This is a genomic window from Arthrobacter sp. zg-Y20, assembly GCF_030142075.1.
Taxonomy (GTDB): domain Bacteria; phylum Actinomycetota; class Actinomycetes; order Actinomycetales; family Micrococcaceae; genus Arthrobacter_B.
In genome coordinates this window covers 107,039-127,445 of sequence record NZ_CP126241.1, presented here as the reverse complement: position 1 = coordinate 127,445, position 20,407 = coordinate 107,039, and the positions used below count along the sequence as shown (strand labels likewise).

The following is a 20,407-nucleotide window of genomic DNA, read 5'->3' as shown; positions in this document are numbered from 1 at the left end:
CGATGTGCCGGAAGCTGTTCGCATGGACTTGCTGGAACCACGAACACGTTCCTGTCCCAGCGTGGCGAAGCAAGGTGAACGGAAAGTTAACGCCGTCAGGGCATCCGGGGAACATCCCATTGCCTGTCGGAGGTGACACCGGATACAGCTTGCCTGTCCCTCCCCCTAGACTGGATCCATGCCCCAACGCAGCTCCTTCGCCAAAAGCCGGGGTTTCCTGCGGAACCGGGCCCGGGTAGGTCTGCAGCGCAGCCGAAACTCCGTGGTTCCGGCCCTGCAGATGACGGTCTGCGCCGTGGGTGCGTATGCCTTCGCGGAATACGTCCTGGGCCACCAGGGCCCGCTCTTCGCGGCCACAGCCGCCCTGATCTCGCTCGGCTTTTCCCGGGAACCGCGCACCCGCCGCGTCCTGGAAGTCGGGGTGGGCTGCACCTTGGGCATCACGGTGGGGGAAATCCTGCTGACGCTGCTGGGCAACGGGCTGATTCAGGCCGCAGTGGTCCTGTTTGTATCCGTGATGCTGGCGCGCTTCCTGGACCGGGGCGTCATCTTCACCACGCAGCTTGGCCTGCAGTCCCTGCTGGTGGTTCTGCTGCCTGCACCGGACGGCGGCGTTTTCACCCGCAGTGTTGATGCCATTGTGGGCGGGGTGTTTGCCCTGCTGGTAACCATGCTGGCGCCGCGGGATCCGCGCCGCGAACCCAAGTCCAATATCCGCGAACTGCTGAACGAGCTCTCCGCCGTGCTGCGCCAGTGTTCCGAAGCGATCGCCAAGAGCGATTCCACCATTGCCTGGCATGCGCTGGTCCGGGCCCGCAACACCCAGCCGCAGCTGGACACCTTGGCCCGCAGCGTCCGGGACGCCCGCGAAGTGGCACGGATTTCGCCGGCTTACCGGAGGTACTTGGCGGAACTGGGAGATCTGCGCGGATCCATCGGCTACCTGGACCTGGCGGTCCGCAACAGCCGGGTCTTCGCCCGCCGCACGACGTCGGCCATCAACCATGCCTCGCTCAACGACGACGCGATCGAGAACGTGGCGGAGATCCTGACCGACACGGCCGACGCCGTCGACATCCTTGCCCGGGCACTGGGCGGCGGGGAAAGCGGAGACGCACGGCTGCGGCACCTGCGGCAGGCACGCAACGAACTGGCCGTCGTCGGATCGCGGCTGCATCCCGCGGCCCTGGGTATTACTGACCTGCAGGGCGATGCGCTGATCATGCTGTTCCGGCCGTTGGTGGTGGACCTGCTCGAGTCCACCGGCCTCACCCACGAAGAAGCCGTCGGCTACCTTTCCGAGGTCTGACCCGCGCTGGTGGCCGGCCATGCCCGCTTCTGCCCGCAGGCAGGACTGTCAGTGCCCCGGGATAGCCTGAGGTCATGGCAACAAAGACTGCACGGCCGAAGACCGCCAATTTCCGCTGCTCGGAATGCGGCTGGACCACGGCCAAATGGGTGGGACGCTGCGGCGAGTGCCAGGCGTGGGGAACGGTGGAGGAATCCGGCGAGGTCCTGGCCCGCACCACAGCCGCCACCGTGGTGGCCCGTCCGGCGCAGCGGATCGGCGAGGTGGATGCCACCACCGCCGCCTACCAGGCCACCGGTGTGGGCGAACTGGACCGGGTGCTGGGCGGCGGCCTGGTGCCCGGCGCCGTCATCCTCCTGGCCGGCGAGCCGGGGGTGGGCAAGTCCACACTGCTCCTGGATGTGGCCTCGCGCGTGGCAGGCGCCGGCCGCGACGTCCTGTACGTGACGGGCGAGGAATCCACGGCGCAGGTGAAGCTGCGCGCCGAGCGCATCGGTGCGGTATCGGACAACCTCTACCTCAGTGCCGAAACAGACCTGGGCCAGGCGCTGGGGCAGGTGGAGCAGGTGGCTCCGGGGCTGCTGATCGTGGACTCGGTCCAGACCCTGAGCAGCACCGCGGTGGACGGCAGCGCAGGCGGCGTCAGCCAGGTCCGTGAAGTTGCCGCGTCACTTATCAATGCCGCCAAGACCCGCAACATGACAACCCTGCTGGTTGGGCACGTCACCAAGGATGGTTCCATTGCCGGCCCGCGGCTGCTGGAACACCTCGTGGACGTTGTATGCCAGTTCGACGGTGACCGGCACTCCCGGCTCCGCCTGCTGCGGGCGGTCAAGAACCGGTACGGACCCACCGACGAGGTCGGCTGCTTCGACCTGACCGAAGACGGCATCGAGGGGCTGGCCGATCCCAGCGGCCTGTTCGTATCGCGCACCAAGGACCCCGTGTCCGGCACCTGCATCACCGTTACCCTCGAGGGCAAGCGGCCTCTGGTCGCCGAGGTGCAGTCCCTCGTGGCTGAAACCGGGAACGCCCAGGCCCGGCGTGCCACCAGCGGCGTGGACGCCTCCCGGGTGGCCATGCTCCTGGCCGTCCTGCAGCAGCGGGCTTCCATGAGCCTGGCCAAGGATGACAGTTACGTGTCCACCGTGGGCGGCGTGAAACTGGGCGAGCCCGCCACGGACCTCGCAGTGGCCCTGGCCGTTGCCTCGGCAAAAATGAACAAACCGCTGCCGGCGCAGCTCATAGCCTTCGGCGAGGTCGGCCTGGCCGGCGAGGTCCGCCCCGTCCCGGGCATCGGACGCCGCATCAACGAGGCTGAGCGCCTTGGTTTTACGCACGCCGTGGTTCCCGCTTCCCCCAACGGACCGGGAAACGTGCCCGCCGGGTTCAAGGTCCGCGAGGTCTCCACCCTGGCCGAGGCACTGGAGTTGCTGTTCTAGCCCCTGGCCGGACCTGACTGAAGCGACCGGACGTGACCGGACCTGCCGGTGGCGGTGCCGGTGCGGCTGACCCTTGCCAACTCGCACTAGTATAGGGACGGGCAAGCCTTGCCCAGGATCGTCCAGGGCCCCCGGGCCGGAAGGAAGTGACCATGGCCCGCAGCCCGGAAGACGCGCTGAAAGCAACACTGGCGCGGGTTGCACCCGGAACCGAACTGCGCGACGGGCTGGAACGCATCCTGCGCGGACGCACCGGCGCCCTGATTGTGCTCGGCTTTGACCGGACCGTGGATTCCATCTGCTCCGGCGGTTTCGACATCGGCATTGACTTCTCCCCCACCCGGCTTCGTGAGCTCGCCAAGATGGACGGCGCGATTGTATGCGACCGCGATGCCAAGAACATCCTCCGGGCGGCAGTGCAGCTGGTCCCGGACCACACCATCGAAACGCATGAGTCCGGCACCAGGCACCGGACCGCCGAACGGGTGGCCATCCAGACCGGATTCCCCGTGATTTCGGTCAGCCAGTCAATGCAGATCATCCAGCTATATGTGGGCGGGCTCCGGCACGTCCTGGAGGGTTCGGAACCGGTCCTGGCTCGTGCCAACCAGGCGCTGGCCACCCTGGAACGCTACCGGGCAAGGCTGGACCAGGTCACCAATTCCCTCTCCGCACTGGAAATCGAAGCCATGGTCACCGTCCGCGACGTCGCGGTTACGCTCCAGCGCCAGGAAATGGTCCGCCGGATCTCCGAGGAAATTTCCCAGTACGTCCTGGAACTCGGCCTGGATGGCCGGTTGCTCTCCCTCCAGCTCGAGGAACTGACCACCGGGCTCGGCCCCGGCAGCGAAATGATCCTGCGGGACTATGCCGACCTCAACAACGGCCAGCGGAACATCGAGGAGCAGATCGCCACTCTGCAGAACATGAGTTCCTCGGAAATGGTTGATCTGGGCAAGATCGCCTCGGTGGTTGGTTTCCATCCCGGCCAGGACTCTCTGGAAGCAGTGGTTCAGCCGCGCGGTTACCGCCTGCTGAGCAACATCAAATCCGTGCCGCCGGCAGTGTCCAACCGCCTTGTGGACCACTTCGGCGGTCTCCAGAACCTGATGGCCGCCAACATTGATGACCTGATGACCGTCGACGGCATCGGTGAGCAGCGGGCGCGCACCGTACGCGAGGGACTGTCCCGGATCGCCGAGACCAGCCTGCTGGACCGGTTCATGTAGCCGGCCGCCGGGCTACTCCAGCTGGAAAACGGCGTTTTCGCTGCTGGTCTGCCCCAGCCGGGCGGTGAAGATGTAGTACCCCGGGTTGGGGTTGGAGGCCACGGCGGCACAGCCCGGTGCGGACCGGTTGCGCTCCCACGGGAAGTTGGCCGTCTCCGAAGCGCCCGGCTCCACCTTCTTGACGTAGTCCTGGGCCCCGTCCTGGCAGTCCATTGACGAGAAGATCCGGTCGGATCCGCTGGCAACGATGAACTCCATCTGCGTGGTGCCGACGTTGATCTCGCACGCCGTGTCACTGGTGTTGGTCACGGTCATGGTCAGCAACGGGCTGGAGCCGGCCGGATAGACCACCGCGTCGGTGGAGGCGCTCACCTTCACCTTGTCGGCCGGGCAGGCGGACCCCGCCGGCTTCGCGGCCGTCGGGGTGGCAGAGGGCGTTGCCGGGGCGGGCGCCGCGGCAACGGGTGTTCCGGCGGGTACGCTGCCTGCCGGACTCTGGGTTGGTCCGGGAACGGTTGCAGGGACGGACTGTTCATCCGGGGACAGGGCCCTGACCACCGAGGTCACGGCGAGGATCAGTCCGACCAGGACCAGCACGGCAAGAACGCCGGCCACCAGCCTGCGCCGGCGGTAGACCGCCGGGTTTGGCCGCCTGGGCGCACCCGGGCGCTGCAGCTGCTCAGTTCCTTTCCCGTCCATGCTTCAAGGCTAGGTATTAGGGGTGCGATTACTGGGCACACCACGCCGATCAGTAGAGTATTGCTGGTCATAACAAGGGAGCGCCGGATGGATCCGCAGGCAGAAACGCTGCACCGCAGTATTACTGAGTGGTTCGCGGCCAATGCCCGCACGCTGCCGTGGCGGGATCCCGAATGCAGCCCTTGGGGCGTATTGGTCAGCGAAATCATGCTCCAGCAGACACCTGTGGTCCGTGTCCTGCCCGTCTGGGAGGAATGGATGCGGCGCTGGCCCACCCCCGCAGCTCTGGCCGCCGAGCCCAGCGGTGAGGCCGTGCGGGCGTGGGGCCGGCTCGGCTATCCGCGCCGCGCGCTGCGGCTGCATGCCGCCGCCACCGCCATTACCGCGGATTCCGCCGGCGAGGTTCCCTCCACTCACGCCGCACTGTTGGCCCTCCCCGGCGTCGGGGACTACACCGCGGCGGCGGTGGCGGCTTTCGCCTTCGGCAGGCGCGAGTGCGTGGTGGACACCAATATCCGACGGGTGCATGCCCGCGCCGTGACCGGCGACGCCCTGCCCTCGCCTTCCCTCACTGCTGCGGAAATGCGGCTGGCCCGTTCCCTCCTGCCCGCCGACCGCGTCGAATCAGTAGCCTGGAACGCGGCGGTGATGGAACTGGGCGCGCTGATCTGCACCGCCCGCAGCCCGCGGTGCGCCGAATGTCCGGTCCTGGACCGCTGCGCATGGGTGGCCGCCGGCCGTCCCGAACCGCACTATACGGCCAAAGGCCAGGCCTGGGCGGGAACGGACCGGCAGGTACGCGGCGCCATGATGGCCGTGCTGCGGCACGCGACGGAACCGGTACGCCGGGAACTGCTGCTGCACGCTCCCGTTGACCTGGCAACGGAGCCGCGGGCGGCAGCGGAACTGTCTCCGCTGCAGGCCCTGCACCGGCTGCAGGCGCCCCAGGAGCAGCTGGAACGTGCCTTGGCCGGGTTGATCAAGGACCGGCTCGCCGCCGAAGATCACCACGGAGTGTCGCTTCCGCTGTAATGCCGGCTGCGGCGGCCGGCCCCGCGCTACATTTCTCCGAAACCGTTGCGGACCTCTGCACCGAGCAGCTCAATGGCCCGGTCAGCGTCCGGTCCCGTTGCGGTGGCACTGAGCGTTTCACCCGGTTTCAGCCCGAGGGTCATCAGCATCATGACGGATTTTCCGTCCACGCCGTTGATGGTAATTTCCGCATCGAGATCCGCCAGCAGCTGCGCCACCGCAGCGGCCGGGCGCGCATGCAGGCCCATCGGGTTCACCAGCGTCCACGAACCGCTGGCTTCATCCCCCGCCTCGGTCCCGGCGTCAGTCCCGGCCGCTTGCCCGGTGTCAGTGCCGGGTGCCGCAGGCTGCACAGCTGCTTCGGCGGCAGCCAGCACCTCGGGCAATCGCTTTCCGGTCTGCGCGGCGACGGCGGCGGCCACGGTACCTTCCACCAACGCGGCGTCGGCCATCCGCACCCGCTGCTGCTGATCCGGGTCGAGGAACTCCAACGCCATCTCCGCGGTCATCACTGCCGAACCGAGGTCCGTCAGCAGGAGCACCCCGTCGCCGGTGTCGGCCGAGGCGATGCCGGCCTGGATTTTCTCCAGGCTGGTGCCGATGCCGTCGTCGTCGGTACCGCCTGCGGCCGCAAGATGCACGTCCGCCGCCATTTGCGCTGCCAATTCGCACACTCCTTCGGCCAATTTCCGGCTGTGCGAAACAACCACCAGCCCTACGCTCATGCCGCGGCCTCCGCCGCTTGCACGGCCGCCTGCAGGATCAGGGCCGTGGATGCCGCCCCCGGATCCAGGTGCCCGGCGCTCCGCTCACCCAGATAGCTGGCCCTGCCCTTGCGGGCAACCAGCGGCTCGGTTCCGGCCAGGCCGGCCTCGGCGGCATTGGCGGCGGCAATCAGGATCCCAACGGGCGTGGCATCGGCCGCTTGCGCCGTGGCCGCGGCATCCACCGCGGGCGTCCAGGCATCGATCATCGTTTTATCGCCGGTTTCCGCCTTCCCGCGTGCCACAATGCCATCGCGGGCGGCAGTCAGGACGGCCACCAGCTCCTGCGGCCCCAGGGCGGCAGAGCTTCCCGCGGCCGTGGAGGCTCGCAGGAAGGCGGTTCCGTACAGCGGCCCCGCCGCCCCGCCCACCTTCGACATCAGCGTCATGGCAGCGGTCTTGAACACCTCCCCCGGAGTGTCCGGCGTGCCGTCGGTATCCATCTTCTCCACAATGGCGGTGAAGCCGCGTTCCATGTTCTCCCCGTGGTCCGCGTCTCCGATTTCCCGGTCCAGGGTGGTCAGGCGCTGACGGTTTTCGGTCATGGCCTGCGCGCTCAAACGCATCCAGCGGTCTGCCCATGCTGCGTCCAGTTCCATCCCCTACACTCCCCACCGCATGGCCGGCGTGTTGACCGGCGAGTCCCACAGCTCCGTCAGCTCATCATCCAAACGCAGGACAGTGACTGAGGCCCCCTCCATTTCCAGGGCGGTGATGTAGTTGCCCACCAGAGACCGTTGAATGTCCACCCCGCGTTCTGCCAGGATCTGGGCGGCGCGGCGGTACACGATGTAGAGCTCACTCAGGGGTGTTCCGCCCATCCCGTTCACAAAGAGCAGCACCTTGTCCGAACCGGTGATGCCCAGGTCGCTCAGCACGGGTTCCATCAGCTGGTCGGTAATCGAATCCGCATTGGTCATGGGCACCCGGTGCCGGCCCGGTTCCCCGTGAATGCCCACCCCCATCTCGATCTCGTCCTCGGCGAGGGTGAAACTCGGCTCACCGGCATGGGGCACCGTGCACGGGGCAAGGGCCACACCCATGGACCGGACATTCGCGTTGACCCGTTCGGCAACCTCCGCCACCTTCGCCAAATCATCCCCGCGGTCCGCCGACCCGCCGGCTATCCGCTCCAGCAGCACGGTGCCGGCCACCCCGCGCCGTCCGGCGGTGTAGGTGGAGTCCTCCACTGCGACGTCGTCGTTCACCACCACGGTACGGACGTCGATGCCTTCCACGCCGGGCAGTTCGGCGGCGGTTTCGAAGTTCAGGATGTCCCCGGTGTAATTCTTGACCACGAGCAGCACACCCGAACCCGAGTCACTCTTCACGATGGCGGGAAGGATCTGGTCCGGTGTGGGTGAGGTAAACACAGCGCCGGGAACCGCCGCTGTGAGCATGCCCGCCCCAACGTATCCGCTGTGCAGCGGTTCGTGGCCGCTGCCGCCGCCCGAGACCAGGGCCACCTTGCCCTGCACCGGCGCGTCCCGCCGCACCACATAGTCGGGATCCAGGTGGACTTCCACCAGGTCCCGGTGGGCCTGCCCGAACCCCTCCAGCGATTCCGCAACCACGGATCGGGGGTTGTTGATCAGTTTCTTCATGGCGCTGGAACTCCTTCGTAGAACTTCCTCCGGCACAGAACGACCCCCACGTCCGGTCTCGACCCTACCCGCGCCGGGCGCGGTGCAACAGGGTCAGCGCGGACAGCCCGCCCGGGCGTCCGGACAACAAAAACATCCGGACAACAAAAAGCGGGAGGGGTTACCCCTCCCGCTTTCCATGCCTTGGCGCCCGCTTCAGCGGGCCGGCTACGCTACTTGCCCTTGAAGGCGTCCTTCACGTTTTCGCCGGCATCCTTGAGCTTGGACTTGGCCTGGTCGCCGTGGCCCTCGGCCTCCATGCGCTCGTTGCCGGTGGCCTTGCCAACGCCTTCCTTCACCTTGCCGCCAAGGTTCTCAGCCTTATTCTGCATCTTGTCATCTGCGCCCATTACTGAACTCGCTTTCTGATCGGCTTCCGGAATTACCTGCCGCGAAGGTCCATAGTGCGGCTGGCTTTCCGTCGGCATCGGATGATGCTAAGTACCCTTACACTATCGCGTAAGCCGCCCAATCGCCACCGGAGGCCGGCCGGGACTTACGGCAGCGGACACTAGAGCCAGCGGATCATCCGCGTATTTCCAAGGGTGTTGGGCTTCACCCGGGCCAAATCCAGGAACTCCGCAACACCCTCGTCATGGGAGCGCAGCAGCTCGGAGTACACCACTGGATCCACCGCATTCTGGTTCTCCATGACCTTGAAACCGTGCCGCTCGAAGAACTCCACCTCGAAGGTCAGGCAGAAGACGCGCGCCACTCCAATATCCAGGGCATCCCCCAGCAAGGTCTCCAGCAGGGCATGCCCCACCCCTTGTCCGCGGGCCGCGGGATCGGTCGCCAGTGTGCGCACCTCGGCAAGGTCTTCCCACATCACGTGCAACGCTCCGCAGCCGATGACGTTGCCGTCGCCGTCCTCCGCGATCCGGAATTCCTGCAGCCCTTCGTAGTAGGCAACCGCTTCCTTCGCAATCAGGACCCGCTCGCGGGCCAGCGGCGCCACGAGCCGTCGGATGTCATGGACATCTGCGGTTCGGGCACGGCGGACGGTGATTTGCGAAGCGGACATCATCGGACCAGTCTAGGACTTCCAACCGAGCCTGCCGCCGCGCGGCCGTAACAGGCGGACTCGCGGCGGTGGACCGGGTTCCGGGTCGGGAGCCTGCCGGGAACACAAAGGGAGCCCCGGATTGCTCCGGGGCTCCCTTTGGTGGAACCTTGCGCCTGCAGGGCGGGCTTAGGGGTTACTCCCCGACGCCGGCCTCGATGGCAGGATTAGCTTCCTCGATGGCCTTCGGCACGCCGTGGCCAACAAAGGTGAACTGTGCTTCGTCACCTTCACCCTCGACGTCCACCGAAATCAGCTCGCCGGGCTTGATCTCCCCGAAGAGGATCTTCTCGGACAGCTGGTCCTCGATTTCGCGCTGGATGGTCCGGCGCAACGGACGGGCACCCATGGCGGGATCGTAGCCGCGGGTGGCCAACAGCACCTTGGCCGCCGGGGTGAGCTCGATGCTCATGCCCTTCTCGGCCAGGCGCTTGCCCAGGCGGTCCAGGAAGAGGTCCACAATCTGGACAATCTCGTCCTGGGTCAGCTGCGGGAACACCACGGTGTCATCCACACGGTTGAGGAACTCGGGGCGGAAGTGCTGGCGCAGCTCTTCCGTGACCCGGGCCCGCATCCGGTCGTAACCGGTCTTGGTGTCCGTGCCGGACTGGAAGCCGGTCATGACGCCCTTGGAAATGTCCTTGGTGCCAAGGTTGGTCGTCATGATGATGATGGTGTTCTTGAAGTCCACCATCCGGCCCTGTGCATCCGTCAGGCGGCCGTCTTCGAGGATCTGCAGCAGCGAGTTGAACAGGTCCGAGTGGGCCTTTTCAACTTCGTCGAACAGCACCACGGAGAAGGGCTTGCGGCGGACCTTTTCGGTCAGCTGGCCACCCTCTTCGTAGCCCACATATCCCGGAGGGGCACCGAACAGGCGGGACACAGTGTGCTTCTCCGCGTACTCGGACATATCCAGGGTGATCAGGGCGTCTTCGTCTCCGAACAGGAACTCCGCGAGTGCCTTGGCCAGCTCGGTCTTGCCGACGCCGGTGGGGCCGGCGAAGATGAACGAGCCGCCCGGACGCTTGGGGTCCTTCAGCCCGGCCCGCGTGCGGCGCATGGCCTGCGAGATGGACTTGATGGCCTGGTCCTGGCCGATGACGCGCTTGTGCAGTTCGTCTTCCATCCGCAGCAGTCGGGTGGACTCTTCCTCGTTCAGCTTGACGACGGGGATGCCGGTGGAGTTGGCAAGCACCTCGGCAATGAGTTCTTCATCCACCTCGGCAATGTCATCCAGGCCGCCGGACTTCCACTGGCGTTCCTTCTCGGCGCGCTGGTCCTGGAGCTTCTGCTCCTTGTCGCGCAGCGAGGCGGCACCTTCGAAGTCCTGGGAGTCGATTGCCGACTCCTTCTCCATCTTCAGGGCGGAGATCCGCTCATCGATTTCCTTCAGCTCCGGCGGCGCAGTCATCCGGCGGATGCGCAGGCGGGCACCGGCTTCATCGATCAGGTCGATCGCCTTGTCCGGGAGGAAGCGGTCACTGATGTACCGTTCCGCCAGGGTTGCGGCCGAGGCCAGCGCAGCGTCGGTGATGGATACCCGGTGGTGCGCTTCGTAGCGGTCACGCAGGCCCTTGAGGATCTCGATGGCGTGTGCCACCGAGGGCTCGGCAACCTGGATCGGCTGGAAGCGGCGCTCGAGGGCTGCATCCTTTTCGATGTGCTTGCGGTATTCGTCCAGCGTGGTCGCACCGATGGTCTGCAGCTCGCCGCGGGCCAGCATTGGCTTCAGGATGGAAGCGGCATCGATTGCGCCCTCGGCGGCACCGGCACCTACAAGGGTGTGGATTTCGTCGATGAACAGGATGATGTCGCCGCGGGTGCGGATTTCCTTGAGGACCTTCTTCAGACGTTCCTCGAAGTCGCCGCGGTAACGCGAGCCGGCAACGAGGGAACCCAGGTCCAGGGTGTAAAGCTGCTTGTCCTTCAGGGTCTCGGGCACGTCGCCGCGCACGATCGCCTGGGCGAGCCCTTCAACGACGGCGGTCTTGCCGACGCCGGGCTCACCGATCAGGACCGGGTTGTTCTTGGTCCGGCGCGAGAGCACCTGCATCACGCGTTCCATTTCGTGCTCGCGCCCGATAACCGGGTCGAGCTTGGCTTCGCGCGCCGCCTGTGTGAGGTTGCGGCCGAACTGGTCCAGCACCACGGATCCGGCGGGCTGGCCTTCCTGCTGCTGGCCGCCGGTGGAGACGGGCTCCTTGCCCTGGTAGCCGGACAGCAGCTGGATGACCTGCTGGCGCACACGGTTCAGGTCGGCACCGAGCTTGACCAGGACCTGCGCGGCAACACCTTCACCTTCGCGGATCAGGCCGAGCAGGATGTGTTCGGTACCGATGTAGTTGTGGCCGAGCTGCAGGGCTTCACGGAGCGAGAGCTCCAGCACCTTCTTGGCCCGCGGGGTGAAGGGGATGTGGCCGGTCGGGGCCTGCTGGCCCTGACCGATGATCTCCTGCACCTGCTCACGGACAGCACCAAGCGAGATGCCCAGGGATTCAAGGGCCTTAGCTGCAACACCTTCGCCCTCATGAATGAGGCCAAGCAAAATATGCTCGGTGCCGATGTAGTTGTGGTTGAGCATGCGGGCCTCTTCTTGGGCAAGCACGACAACGCGACGGGCACGGTCGGTAAATCTTTCAAACATGAGGCACACTCCTAGCTAACGCGTAATTCGATGCTACGTGCCTGAGGGGTGCAATAGGGGCTTGTTCGCCGTCGGCGTGAGACCTGCGCGGAAACCCGCCTGTGCAGGCCTAGCCCTGGGCGGCGCGGTAGGCGTCGATGATCTCGCTGTTGACGCGGCCGCGCTCGGAAACGTTGTATCCGTTCTTGCGGGCCCATTCGCGGATCTGCGCCGCTTCGTTGCTGCGGGCGGAGCCGGCGCTGCGCGGACGGCCGGTGCGGCCACCCACCTTGCGGCCTGCATCTACATAGGTCTTCAGCGCATCGCGGAGACTTTTCGCATTGTCCTTCGACAGATCAATCTCGTACTGTGACCCGTCGAGGGCGAACCGAACGGTCTCATCCGCACTTCCACCGTCGAGGTCGTCCACGAGAATGATTTTTACCTTTTGTGCCATGACAGGCTCCTAAGCAGCTAAAAACGGGAAGACTTAATATGAGACCACTTAGAGTATGGCGCAATTAGCAAAGCCCCGTCAAAGCACTCGGGTATTAATTCTCTTCTTCACCTGTTTTCTTCAAAGGTTGCTGGTCTACACTCTGGTCAACTTCACGTTCCGCCTCCGCCAGCGCCTTCCGTTCGGCGCGGTCCGAGTTCAGGAGAGCCTTCATCACGAAATAAAAGAGAGCTGCAACACAAACTGACGGCAAGAGTACTTCTACATATTCCATGTCTAACCCATTTCCGGCTTAAGGAGGGGAAACAGAATTGTTTCCCTGATTCCGGTATTCGTGAAAAGCATCACAAGGCGGTCAATTCCCAGGCCAATGCCACCCATGGGAGGAGCGCCGTATTCCAGTGCCCGCAGGAAGTCCTCGTCCAATGCCATGGCCTCGTCATCGCCGTTGGCGGCAAGACGTGACTGCTCGGTGAGGCGCTCCCGCTGGATTACCGGGTCAATCAGCTCCGAGAACGCCGTACCCCGTTCCATGCCCCCGATGATCAGGTCCCAAGCTTCAATCAGCCGGGGATCGTCCCGGTTGGGACGGGCCAGCGGCTGGGCTGAGGGCGGGTAGTCATAAACGAAGGTGGGCTGGAGCAGCGTCGGTTCAACAATTTCGCCGAACAGCTCAATGACAAGCTTTTCCGCATCCCACTTGGGATCCACCTTCACGCCGTGCTTATCGGCAATCTCCCGCAGCTGCTCAGCGTCGGTGTCAGGGGTGATTTCGGTGCCTACGGCTTCGGACAGGCCGGGGTAGACGCTCAGCCAGCGCCATTCGCCGTCGAGGTCGATGGTTCCCGCAGCGGTCTCGATCTGCCTGCTGCCCATCAGGTCGGCGCAGTGCAGGATGATTTCCTTCATCCGGTCGGCCATCACGTACTGGTCGGCATAGGCCTCGTAGCATTCAAGCGTTGTGAATTCCGGGGAATGGGTGGAGTCCACGCCCTCGTTGCGGAATATGCGCCCGATTTCGAAGACGCGCTCGATACCGCCCACCACTGCACGCTTGAGGTACAGCTCGGTGGCGATGCGCAGGGTCATTTTCTGGTCAAAGGCATTCAGGTGCGTCTCGAACGGCCTGGCAGCGGCACCGCCGTGCACCAGCTGCAGCATGGGGGTTTCCACTTCCACGTAGCCGTGGCCGTGCAGGGTGTCGCGGACCCCGCGGATGATGGCGGCGCGGTTGTAGACCATGTCCCGCGCCTCATCGCGGACCATCAGGTCCACGTAGCGCTGCCGGACGCGGGTTTCCTCATTCAATCCGGCATGCAGCACGGGCAGCGGCCGCAAGGCCTTGGAGGCCATGGACCAGGACTGGGCCATCACGGAGAGTTCACCTCGGCGGGAGGAAATAACTTCGCCGCGGATGAAAACAATGTCGCCCAGATCCACCAGGGACTTCCAGTCCGCCAGGGACTCCTCGCCCACCACCGCGAGGCTGAGCATGGCCTGCAGCCGGGTGCCGTTGCCCTCCTGGAGCGTTGCAAAGCAGAGCTTGCCGGTGTTGCGGATAAACACAACGCGGCCGGTGACTCCCACCGTCTCCCCGCTGGCTTCATCAGCCTGCAGGTGTCCGAACTTTTCCCGGACCTCTTTGAGTGAGGACGTGCGTTCCACCCCTACCGGGTATGCCTCGTCTCCGCGGTCAATGAGCCGCGAACGCTTTTCGGCGCGGATGCGCATCTGCTCGGAGGTATCAGCGGCTTCGGGAACGGAGTTAGATGTGGTCACGGTTATTAAGTTTACAGAGCAAAGCGCCGCTGCCTCTCCCGCACTCCGGGCACCCCGTCGGGATGCGTGCGGAGCACGGGAGAAATGCCCGGGTATTCCTCCAGGACCACGGCCCGCGGGCCCTGCTCAGGCCAGGACGGCATTGTCGATCAGCCGGACCGGGCCCACCCGTGCGGCCAGCAGGGCCAGGGCCGGCCCGGCCAGGGGTTCGTCCGCGGCGAGCGGTTCCAGCGTGCGCGGATCCACTACTTCGAAATAGTCCAGGTCCACGCCGGGCTGGGAGCGGACCAGGTCGACGGCGGCTGCCAGGTCCAGCGCTTCGCCGGCGGCAGCCCGGTCCTTCAGCATGGTCAGGGCCTTGGACAGCACCAGGGCTGCCTGCCGCTGGCCGGCGTCCAGGAACCGGTTGCGGCTGGACTCGGCCAGGCCGTCCGCGGCCCGGACAATGGGCACCGCGGTGATTTCGACCGGGAAGTCCAGGTCGGCGACCATCCGGCGGATCAGGGCAACCTGCTGGGCGTCCTTCTGCCCAAAGTAGGCCCGGAAGCGGGCGGGCACCGGCGGGGCGGCGTAGTGGAAGAGCTTGGCCACCACGGTGAGCACTCCGTCGAAGTGTCCGGGCCGGGATGCTCCCTCCCAGCGGGTGCCCATGGTGCCGGCGCTGAGCCGCACCTGCGGCACCCCGTCGGGATACACCTCCTCCACGGAAGGGGCGAACACCAGGTCCACCCCGGCCCGGCCCAGCAGTTCCAGGTCCGCGTCGAGGGTGCGGGGGTAGCGCTCAAGGTCGGCGGGGTCGTCGAACTGGAGCGGGTTGACGAAGACCGAGGCGGTGACGACGTCGTTGTCCGCCCGGGCGGCGGACATCAGGGAGGCGTGGCCTTCGTGCAGGGCACCCATGGTGGGCACCAGGGCGAGGCTGGGCAGACGGGCGGGATTCGCGGCCGCCGCCCGGGTGAGCAGCTCCGCAGTGGCGGAGCGCAGTTCTGCAGCAGTGGTGACAAGGCGGGGGGTGTTCAACGCTGTCCTTCTGGGTTTGGTTCTTGTGGGTTTGGGCTTCTGGAACTTATTCTTCCGGACTTATTCTTCCGGGCCCGGCAGTTCCGGCTGCAATGCCTTGAGGATCGCATCACGCTGTTCGGTACTGAGCAGGCCTCGGTCCGCAGCCCGGGAGGCGGTGGCCGCTGAAAGCGCGCCGTATGCGGCGCGGAAGTCTTCGGTGCCGGCATCGGCAAGGGCACGGGTGTGCGCCTCAACGGTGCCGACATCGCCGCGGGCCACCGGCCCGGTCAGTGCACCTTCACCGGAGGCGAGGGCATTTTCCAGCGACGCGCGCATCAGCGGTCCCAGCAGGCGGTCCGGGTGTTCGACGCCGAGGGACGCCAGCAGCTGGGTGGACTGGGCGGCGAGCGTGACCAGGTGGTTTGAAGCATGGGCCAGGGCTGCGTGGTAGAGCACCCGGTCTTCGTCGTCGATGACCACCGGCTCGGCGCCCATTTCCACCACCAGCGCCTGGGCAATGGGCAGGACGGCCGCCGGGGCGCTGATGCCGAAGGAGCAGTCCGCCAGCCGGGTCAGGTCCAGGCTCATGCCGGTGAAGGTCATGGCGGGGTGCAGGGCCAGCGGGATGGCCCCGGCCGCCCGGGCAGGCGCCAGGATCTCGGTGCCGAACCGGCCGGACGTGTGGGCCACCAGCTGGCCGGGCTGCCATGCACCGGTTTTGGCCAGCCCGGAAACAAGCGGGCCCAGGGCGTCGTCCGGGACGGCCAGGAGCACGAGCTCGGACCGTTCCACAATGTCGGGAATGTCCAGGATCGGCACCCCGGGCAGCAGGTTCTCGGCCCGCTCCCGGCTGGCTTCGGACACGGCGGAGACGCCGACGACGGCGTGTTCGGCAGCGCGCAGGGCGGCACCGAGCACGGCACCGACGCGGCCCGCGCCGATCACCCCGATACCCAGCCGGCCGCGGCGCCGTCGTTCTTCTGCGCTGTGGGACTCAGGGGTGTTCATGCTCCTCCTTGGAGAGGGATAGCGGGTAGTTGGGGTTGTGCCGCAGCCACTGTTCGGGCAGGTCGCGGTGCCGGGCCGCACGGGCCCGGGCCGCCTGTTCGTCCAGCAGCGCCAGGGCAGTGCCGGCGTCGAGCTCCACCACTTTGGGGGACACCGGGCCGGGCGTGGAATGCAGCACCAGGCTGGCCAGCCGCAGCCGGCGCTGCACCGGACCCTGTTCCAGCGCCAGGGACTGGGTGCGGCTGTGCGGCACCACGTCCAGGGAGCGCCAGAAATAGCCGCGGCGCGCCAGCAGCGCGGAACCGGTCACCAGGAAACCGTTCCGGCGGCGGGACAAAGGGGACAGCCAGCGTGCCCGCCGCGGAGAGACGGTATATCCGGCACGTTCCCCGCTGCCGTTCATTCCGGCCGTGAAAACTTCCACGGGGTCCTTGGTCCCGGGATCGGGAAGCACCAGGGCGAGCATGCGGAACACCTCCTCGGCTGTGCCCACCGGCAGGAGCCGGGTACGGGCGGCGCTGTCCCCGGTGGAGGAACCTGCACCGTAACCGGCCACGTTCACTGACACCGAGTACCAGCCGGCGAGCCGCCACAGCGGTGACTGCCGCACGGCCACAGCCTGGATGCGGCCCGGGGGAACCGTTTGGGCCCGCGTGTCCAGCAGGCCCGAGCGGATCCGGATCCCGTCACGGGACACGGAGGCCCGGAAGTTGAAGGAAGAACTGAACATGCCCCAGTAGGCACTGCCAAAACCGAAGATGATCGGGACCATCGCGGCCACTGAGCCGAGCTCGCCGGTGACTTTGGTCAGGATAACCACGGCGGCCACGGCCAGCAGCAGCAGCACCGTGGTGCTGGAGAGCACGGCCGAGCCGATGACCCGCCCGGCGGAAAGGGACAGCACCTCCTGCTCACCGGGCACTGTGGGCGTACTGCCGCCGGCGGCGGCCTCCTCCGGATCTTCACCGGCGCCGGACGCCCCCCGGAGGATCCGTTCCCGCAGTGCCTGCGCATCCGGAAGCCGGAGGTAGGCCAGGCGCACTGCGGATTCGCCGGCGTCGGCCACCTCGAAACGCAGTTCGGCCAGGCCGAAGATGCGCGCCAACAGCGGCTGGACAATGTCTATGGCCTGGACGCGGTCCAGCCGGGCCTGGCGCTGCTGGCGGAAAAGCACGCCCGAATGTACCCGGATGTGTTCGGAAGCGAGCTGGTAGCGCGTGAACCACCAGGACAGGAAAAAAGCGCCGGCAATCAGGACCAGCACCGCGCCCAGGATCAGCAGGGTCCAGAACAGTGCTTCGCCATGCGGGAGCCGCATGCCGCCGCCCGAGAACCAGCCTTCGGCCTGGTCGCGGCCCACGAAGTAGGCCACGGCGGCCAGTGCTATCCAGCCGTGGACCAGCGGGGATACCGGATGCACCCGGTTCCAGGCCGGTTCCGCGGCGGTACCCGCCGGTTCAGGGGCGTCCGGCGGCCCGTCCGGGACGGGAGCTGCTTCTCCCCCGGTCACAGTCCGGCCAGCTGCGCTTCGCCGCGCGCGGACAGGTGCTCACGCAGGCGGGCGCCCTCGGCGGCGGGCAGTCCGGCGATGGAGGCGTTGGTGCCCGGTGAGGCGGTGTGCAGTTTGAGGGTACACAGGCCGAACGCCCGCTCCAGCGGACCCACCGCCACATCCACGTACTGCATGCGGCCGTACGGGACCACCAGGGTGCGCTGGAAAAAGATGCCGCGGCGCAGCAGCAGGTCCTCGTTGCGTTCGGCATAGCCGATGGCCCGGACCTGGCGCGGCAGCAGCAGTCCGCGCCACAGCAGGGTCACGGCGAAAAAGACCGGCAGGGCCCAGGCCAGCCAGGCTGGGTATCCAGGCCAGATCCCGGTCAGCAACAGCACCAGCGGCACGCCGGTCACCAAGAGGGTGATGACGGTTTCCAGGCCCCAGCCCAGCAGCCGCAGCCGCAGGTACCGGGGCGAGACCCGCTGCCATTGAAGTGCCGGCGGGTCAATGGCTTCGCTAGGCAAGTTGTCCTCCGCCTTCTGAGCCGCCGTCTTCCCCGGTGCCGCTCCCGGACGCCGGTCCGGTGCCGTTCCGGTCATCGGGCGGCAATTTGCAGAACCGCTCCACGGTCAGCCCGGTCGCCACCATCAGGATCCCGCCCGCGGTGACGGCCAGGGAAGCCAAGGTGGCGGCATGGCCCGGCCGCAGCTGCCACAGCGGCAGCAGGTCCAGGAAAACGCCCGCGTGCCAACCCAGCAGCAGGGCACCGGCGTAGGCCACGGCCTGCGCCAGGACCACTGTCCGGGCAGCGGCCAGCGGGTCCAGTTCACGGTCCCGCCGGCCGTTGCGCCACCGCCGCACCCGCAGTCCCAGGACAAGCGTGGCAGCCGTCACCAGGATGATGGCCACCAGCGCCACCGGGTTGAGGACGGGCGAGGGGTAACCGTTGTCCGCGAGGAAGGTGTTCACGGCCCAGCCCACAATCCCGGCGGCAAGGGCAATCACGGCCAGCCACCGGTAGCGGATGGTGATCACGGGCTCATTCTCCTTCGAAGATTTCCAGTCCGGGGAGATCCTCGGCTTTGGCGGCCAGTTCGGCCACCGGCACCCCGTTCAGCACGGCGTCCGGCTCCATCCAGGCCCAGGGCTGCAGGACAAAAGCGCGTGAGGCCGCGCGCGGGTGCGGAATGGTGAGATCTTCATCCTCAAGGCGCAGGTCACCGTAGGCAATGATGTCGACGTCGAGCGTGCGCGGGCCCCACCGTACTATCCGTTCGCGGTGATGGCGTGCCTCAACCGCTTGGCAGTGTGCCAGCAGGGCGTGCGGTTCCAGGCCGGTTTCCACCGCCACCACCAGGTTCAGGTAGTCCGGCTGCTCGGGCCCGCCCACCGGGCGGGTGCGGACCACCGGTGAAACGGCGGTCAGTACTACCTGCGGATGGTCGGCCAGCTCGGCGACGGCGCTGGAAAGGGTGTCCCGGCTTTCGCCCAAATTGCTGCCCATGGCCAGGATGGCGTGCACGGTGCTCATGGGCGCTCCCGGTAGATGGTGACAGCGACGTCGCCGAACTCCACGGCGATGGGCGCCTTCGGTTTGTGTACGGTGACTTCCACTGCTGCGAGGACACTGAAGGACGTGAGAACGGCACCGGCGATGCGGCCGGCCAGGGCCTCGATGAGGTTCAGGGGTTCGCCCGTAATGACCTGGACCACCAGTTCGGCCACCTCGCCGTAATGCGCGGTCTTGGTCAGGTCATCGCTTTGGGCTGCCGGGGCAAGGTCGGTGAACAGCACCAGGTCCACCACAAACGGCTGGCCGTCACGCCGTTCCTCAGGGAAGACGCCGTGGTAGCCGGTGGCCGTGATCCCGCGCAGTGAGATCCGGTCCAAACCCGTGGTTTCCGGTGTTTGCCGCAGTGCAGGCCGCCCCGGAGCCGTGCCGGTCATCCCTTAGCCTTTCCAGGCAGCGGCGACTTTGACCGCGTCCAGATTGGCGGGCACGTTGTGCACGCGCACCGCCCAGGCGCCGGAGCGGGCGGCCAGGGCGGATACAGCGGCCGTTGCGTTGTCGCGTTCCAGCGGCGGGGCAGCCTTGCCGAAAGATGTGAGCAGCGAACCCAGGAAACGCTTGCGGGAGGCACCCACCAGGACACGGTGGCCGAGGGACCCCAGCCGGTCGAGGCCGCGCAGCAGCTGCCAGTCATGCTCAGCATTCTTGGAGAAGCCCAGCCCGGGGTCAACAATGATCTGCTCGGGGGCTACCCCTGCGGCATAGAACCGGTCACGCACCTTCGCCAGTTCAGCGACCACTTCCTCGACGACGTCGTCGTAGCTGGCATTGGGATCATCGCTGCGTACACTGCCGCGGCTGTGCATCAGCACATAAGACACGCCTGTGCGGGCCACCAGTGCGGGCATGTCAGAATCGATTTCAGTGCCGGACACGTCATTGACTATCGCCGCGCCGGCATCGATGGCCTGCTGGGCAGTGGAGGCGTTCATGGTGTCAACGCTGACCAGGGCGCCGGCCCGGACCAGGGCCTGAACCACGGGCAGCACGCGTGCCTGCTCTTCTTCGGGCGGAACCCGGACGGCGTCCGGCCTGGTGGATTCGCCGCCGACGTCGATGATGTCCGCACCCTCGTAGTGCATTTTGAGTCCGGCGCGGATGGCCGCGTCAGTATCGGCGAACTGTCCGCCGTCGCTGAAGGAATCGGGCGTGACGTTCAGGATGCCCATCACCAGGGTGCGGTCCGTCGGCAGGTCCGCCAGCTTCCGCGGCGAACGGGCGGGGCGCAGTACGGGCAGCGGCGACGTGGCCGGTCCGGTGCCGGGCGCGGCAGCGAGTGAATCCATGGTGGT

The 20,407-nt window shown here is 66.7% G+C and carries 22 protein-coding genes; 4 read left to right on the top strand and 18 right to left on the bottom strand.

Features of this window, described 5'->3' with window-relative positions:
* Positions 1 to 178 precede the first annotated feature (178 nt).
* The 3 genes from QNO06_RS00625 (at position 179) to disA (ending at position 3,980) form a co-directional block, all read left to right on the top strand.
* Positions 179 to 1,309, top strand: a complete 1,131-nt coding sequence (locus tag QNO06_RS00625) for an FUSC family protein (protein ID WP_227912517.1) — start codon at positions 179 to 181, stop codon at positions 1,307 to 1,309.
* Positions 1,310 to 1,383: 74 nt separating this feature from the next.
* Positions 1,384 to 2,751 (top strand): DNA repair protein RadA, encoded by a 1,368-nt coding sequence (gene radA, locus QNO06_RS00620; protein ID WP_227912518.1) that lies wholly within the window; start codon positions 1,384 to 1,386, stop codon positions 2,749 to 2,751.
* A gap of 152 nt (positions 2,752 to 2,903) precedes the next feature.
* Positions 2,904 to 3,980 carry a DNA integrity scanning diadenylate cyclase DisA gene (gene disA / locus QNO06_RS00615; RefSeq protein ID WP_227912519.1) on the top strand — a complete coding sequence of 359 codons (1,077 nt, stop codon included), beginning with the start codon at positions 2,904 to 2,906 and terminating at the stop codon, positions 3,978 to 3,980.
* A 12-nt stretch (positions 3,981 to 3,992) separates the two neighbouring features.
* Here disA and QNO06_RS00610 read toward each other — a convergent pair whose 3' ends face one another.
* Entirely contained in the window at positions 3,993 to 4,679 is a 687-nt protein-coding gene (locus QNO06_RS00610) for a hypothetical protein (RefSeq protein ID WP_227912520.1), read from the bottom strand.
* Between the two features lie 87 nt (positions 4,680 to 4,766).
* Between QNO06_RS00610 and QNO06_RS00605 the strand changes: the two genes are divergently transcribed.
* Positions 4,767 to 5,711, top strand: a complete 945-nt coding sequence (locus tag QNO06_RS00605; RefSeq protein WP_227912521.1) for an iron-sulfur binding domain-containing protein — start codon at positions 4,767 to 4,769, stop codon at positions 5,709 to 5,711.
* Positions 5,712 to 5,737: 26 nt separating this feature from the next.
* On the opposite strand, the gene dhaM is transcribed toward QNO06_RS00605, so the two are convergent.
* From dhaM to folP, 17 genes are all read right to left on the bottom strand, one after another.
* Positions 5,738 to 6,436, bottom strand: coding sequence for a dihydroxyacetone kinase phosphoryl donor subunit DhaM (gene dhaM / locus QNO06_RS00600; RefSeq protein ID WP_227912522.1), 699 nt, complete (start codon positions 6,434 to 6,436; stop codon positions 5,738 to 5,740).
* Positions 6,433 to 7,074, bottom strand: coding sequence for a dihydroxyacetone kinase subunit DhaL (dhaL, locus tag QNO06_RS00595; protein WP_227912523.1), 642 nt, complete (start codon positions 7,072 to 7,074; stop codon positions 6,433 to 6,435). Before dhaL ends, dhaM begins: the two co-directional genes overlap by 4 nt.
* A gap of 3 nt (positions 7,075 to 7,077) precedes the next feature.
* A complete protein-coding gene (gene dhaK, locus QNO06_RS00590; protein ID WP_227912524.1) occupies positions 7,078 to 8,079 on the bottom strand; it encodes a dihydroxyacetone kinase subunit DhaK in 1,002 nt (333 codons plus the stop codon).
* 212 nt (positions 8,080 to 8,291) lie between these two features.
* On the bottom strand, positions 8,292 to 8,468 hold the full coding sequence (locus QNO06_RS00585) for a CsbD family protein (RefSeq protein ID WP_227912525.1): 177 nt from the start codon (positions 8,466 to 8,468) through the stop codon (positions 8,292 to 8,294).
* Between the two features lie 161 nt (positions 8,469 to 8,629).
* Complete coding sequence (locus QNO06_RS00580) at positions 8,630 to 9,145, bottom strand: amino-acid N-acetyltransferase (protein ID WP_227912526.1); 516 nt, start codon at positions 9,143 to 9,145, stop codon at positions 8,630 to 8,632.
* A 172-nt stretch (positions 9,146 to 9,317) separates the two neighbouring features.
* Positions 9,318 to 11,825, bottom strand: coding sequence for an ATP-dependent Clp protease ATP-binding subunit (locus tag QNO06_RS00575; RefSeq protein ID WP_227912527.1), 2,508 nt, complete (start codon positions 11,823 to 11,825; stop codon positions 9,318 to 9,320).
* A gap of 109 nt (positions 11,826 to 11,934) precedes the next feature.
* Positions 11,935 to 12,261: a histone-like nucleoid-structuring protein Lsr2 gene (locus QNO06_RS00570; RefSeq protein WP_227912528.1), complete on the bottom strand. Its 327-nt coding sequence runs from the start codon at positions 12,259 to 12,261 to the stop codon at positions 11,935 to 11,937.
* 94 nt (positions 12,262 to 12,355) lie between these two features.
* Positions 12,356 to 12,535: a hypothetical protein gene (locus tag QNO06_RS00565; protein WP_227912529.1), complete on the bottom strand. Its 180-nt coding sequence runs from the start codon at positions 12,533 to 12,535 to the stop codon at positions 12,356 to 12,358.
* Positions 12,536 to 12,537: 2 nt separating this feature from the next.
* Entirely contained in the window at positions 12,538 to 13,992 is a 1,455-nt protein-coding gene (gene lysS, locus QNO06_RS00560; RefSeq protein WP_227912932.1) for a lysine--tRNA ligase, read from the bottom strand.
* Between the two features lie 174 nt (positions 13,993 to 14,166).
* Entirely contained in the window at positions 14,167 to 15,060 is an 894-nt protein-coding gene (gene panC / locus QNO06_RS00555) for a pantoate--beta-alanine ligase (RefSeq protein ID WP_227912530.1), read from the bottom strand.
* A gap of 60 nt (positions 15,061 to 15,120) precedes the next feature.
* A complete protein-coding gene (locus QNO06_RS00550) occupies positions 15,121 to 16,050 on the bottom strand; it encodes a Rossmann-like and DUF2520 domain-containing protein (RefSeq protein WP_227912531.1) in 930 nt (309 codons plus the stop codon).
* The gene (locus tag QNO06_RS00545; protein ID WP_227912532.1) at positions 16,037 to 17,560 is read right to left on the bottom strand and encodes a PH domain-containing protein; all 1,524 of its coding nucleotides are present in this window, start codon (positions 17,558 to 17,560) and stop codon (positions 16,037 to 16,039) included. Before QNO06_RS00545 ends, QNO06_RS00550 begins: the two co-directional genes overlap by 14 nt.
* On the bottom strand, positions 17,557 to 18,069 hold the full coding sequence (locus QNO06_RS00540) for a PH domain-containing protein (RefSeq protein WP_227912533.1): 513 nt from the start codon (positions 18,067 to 18,069) through the stop codon (positions 17,557 to 17,559). Before QNO06_RS00540 ends, QNO06_RS00545 begins: the two co-directional genes overlap by 4 nt.
* The gene (locus tag QNO06_RS00535; protein WP_227912534.1) at positions 18,062 to 18,580 is read right to left on the bottom strand and encodes a DUF3180 domain-containing protein; all 519 of its coding nucleotides are present in this window, start codon (positions 18,578 to 18,580) and stop codon (positions 18,062 to 18,064) included. The genes QNO06_RS00540 and QNO06_RS00535 overlap by 8 nt, the downstream gene beginning before the upstream one ends.
* Positions 18,581 to 18,584: 4 nt before the next feature.
* On the bottom strand, positions 18,585 to 19,076 hold the full coding sequence (folK, locus tag QNO06_RS00530) for a 2-amino-4-hydroxy-6-hydroxymethyldihydropteridine diphosphokinase (protein ID WP_227912535.1): 492 nt from the start codon (positions 19,074 to 19,076) through the stop codon (positions 18,585 to 18,587).
* Positions 19,073 to 19,435, bottom strand: coding sequence for a dihydroneopterin aldolase (gene folB, locus QNO06_RS00525; RefSeq protein WP_284162478.1), 363 nt, complete (start codon positions 19,433 to 19,435; stop codon positions 19,073 to 19,075). Before folB ends, folK begins: the two co-directional genes overlap by 4 nt.
* 60 nt (positions 19,436 to 19,495) lie before the next feature.
* Positions 19,496 to 20,401: a dihydropteroate synthase gene (gene folP / locus QNO06_RS00520; RefSeq protein WP_227912537.1), complete on the bottom strand. Its 906-nt coding sequence runs from the start codon at positions 20,399 to 20,401 to the stop codon at positions 19,496 to 19,498.
* Positions 20,402 to 20,407 lie beyond the last annotated feature (6 nt).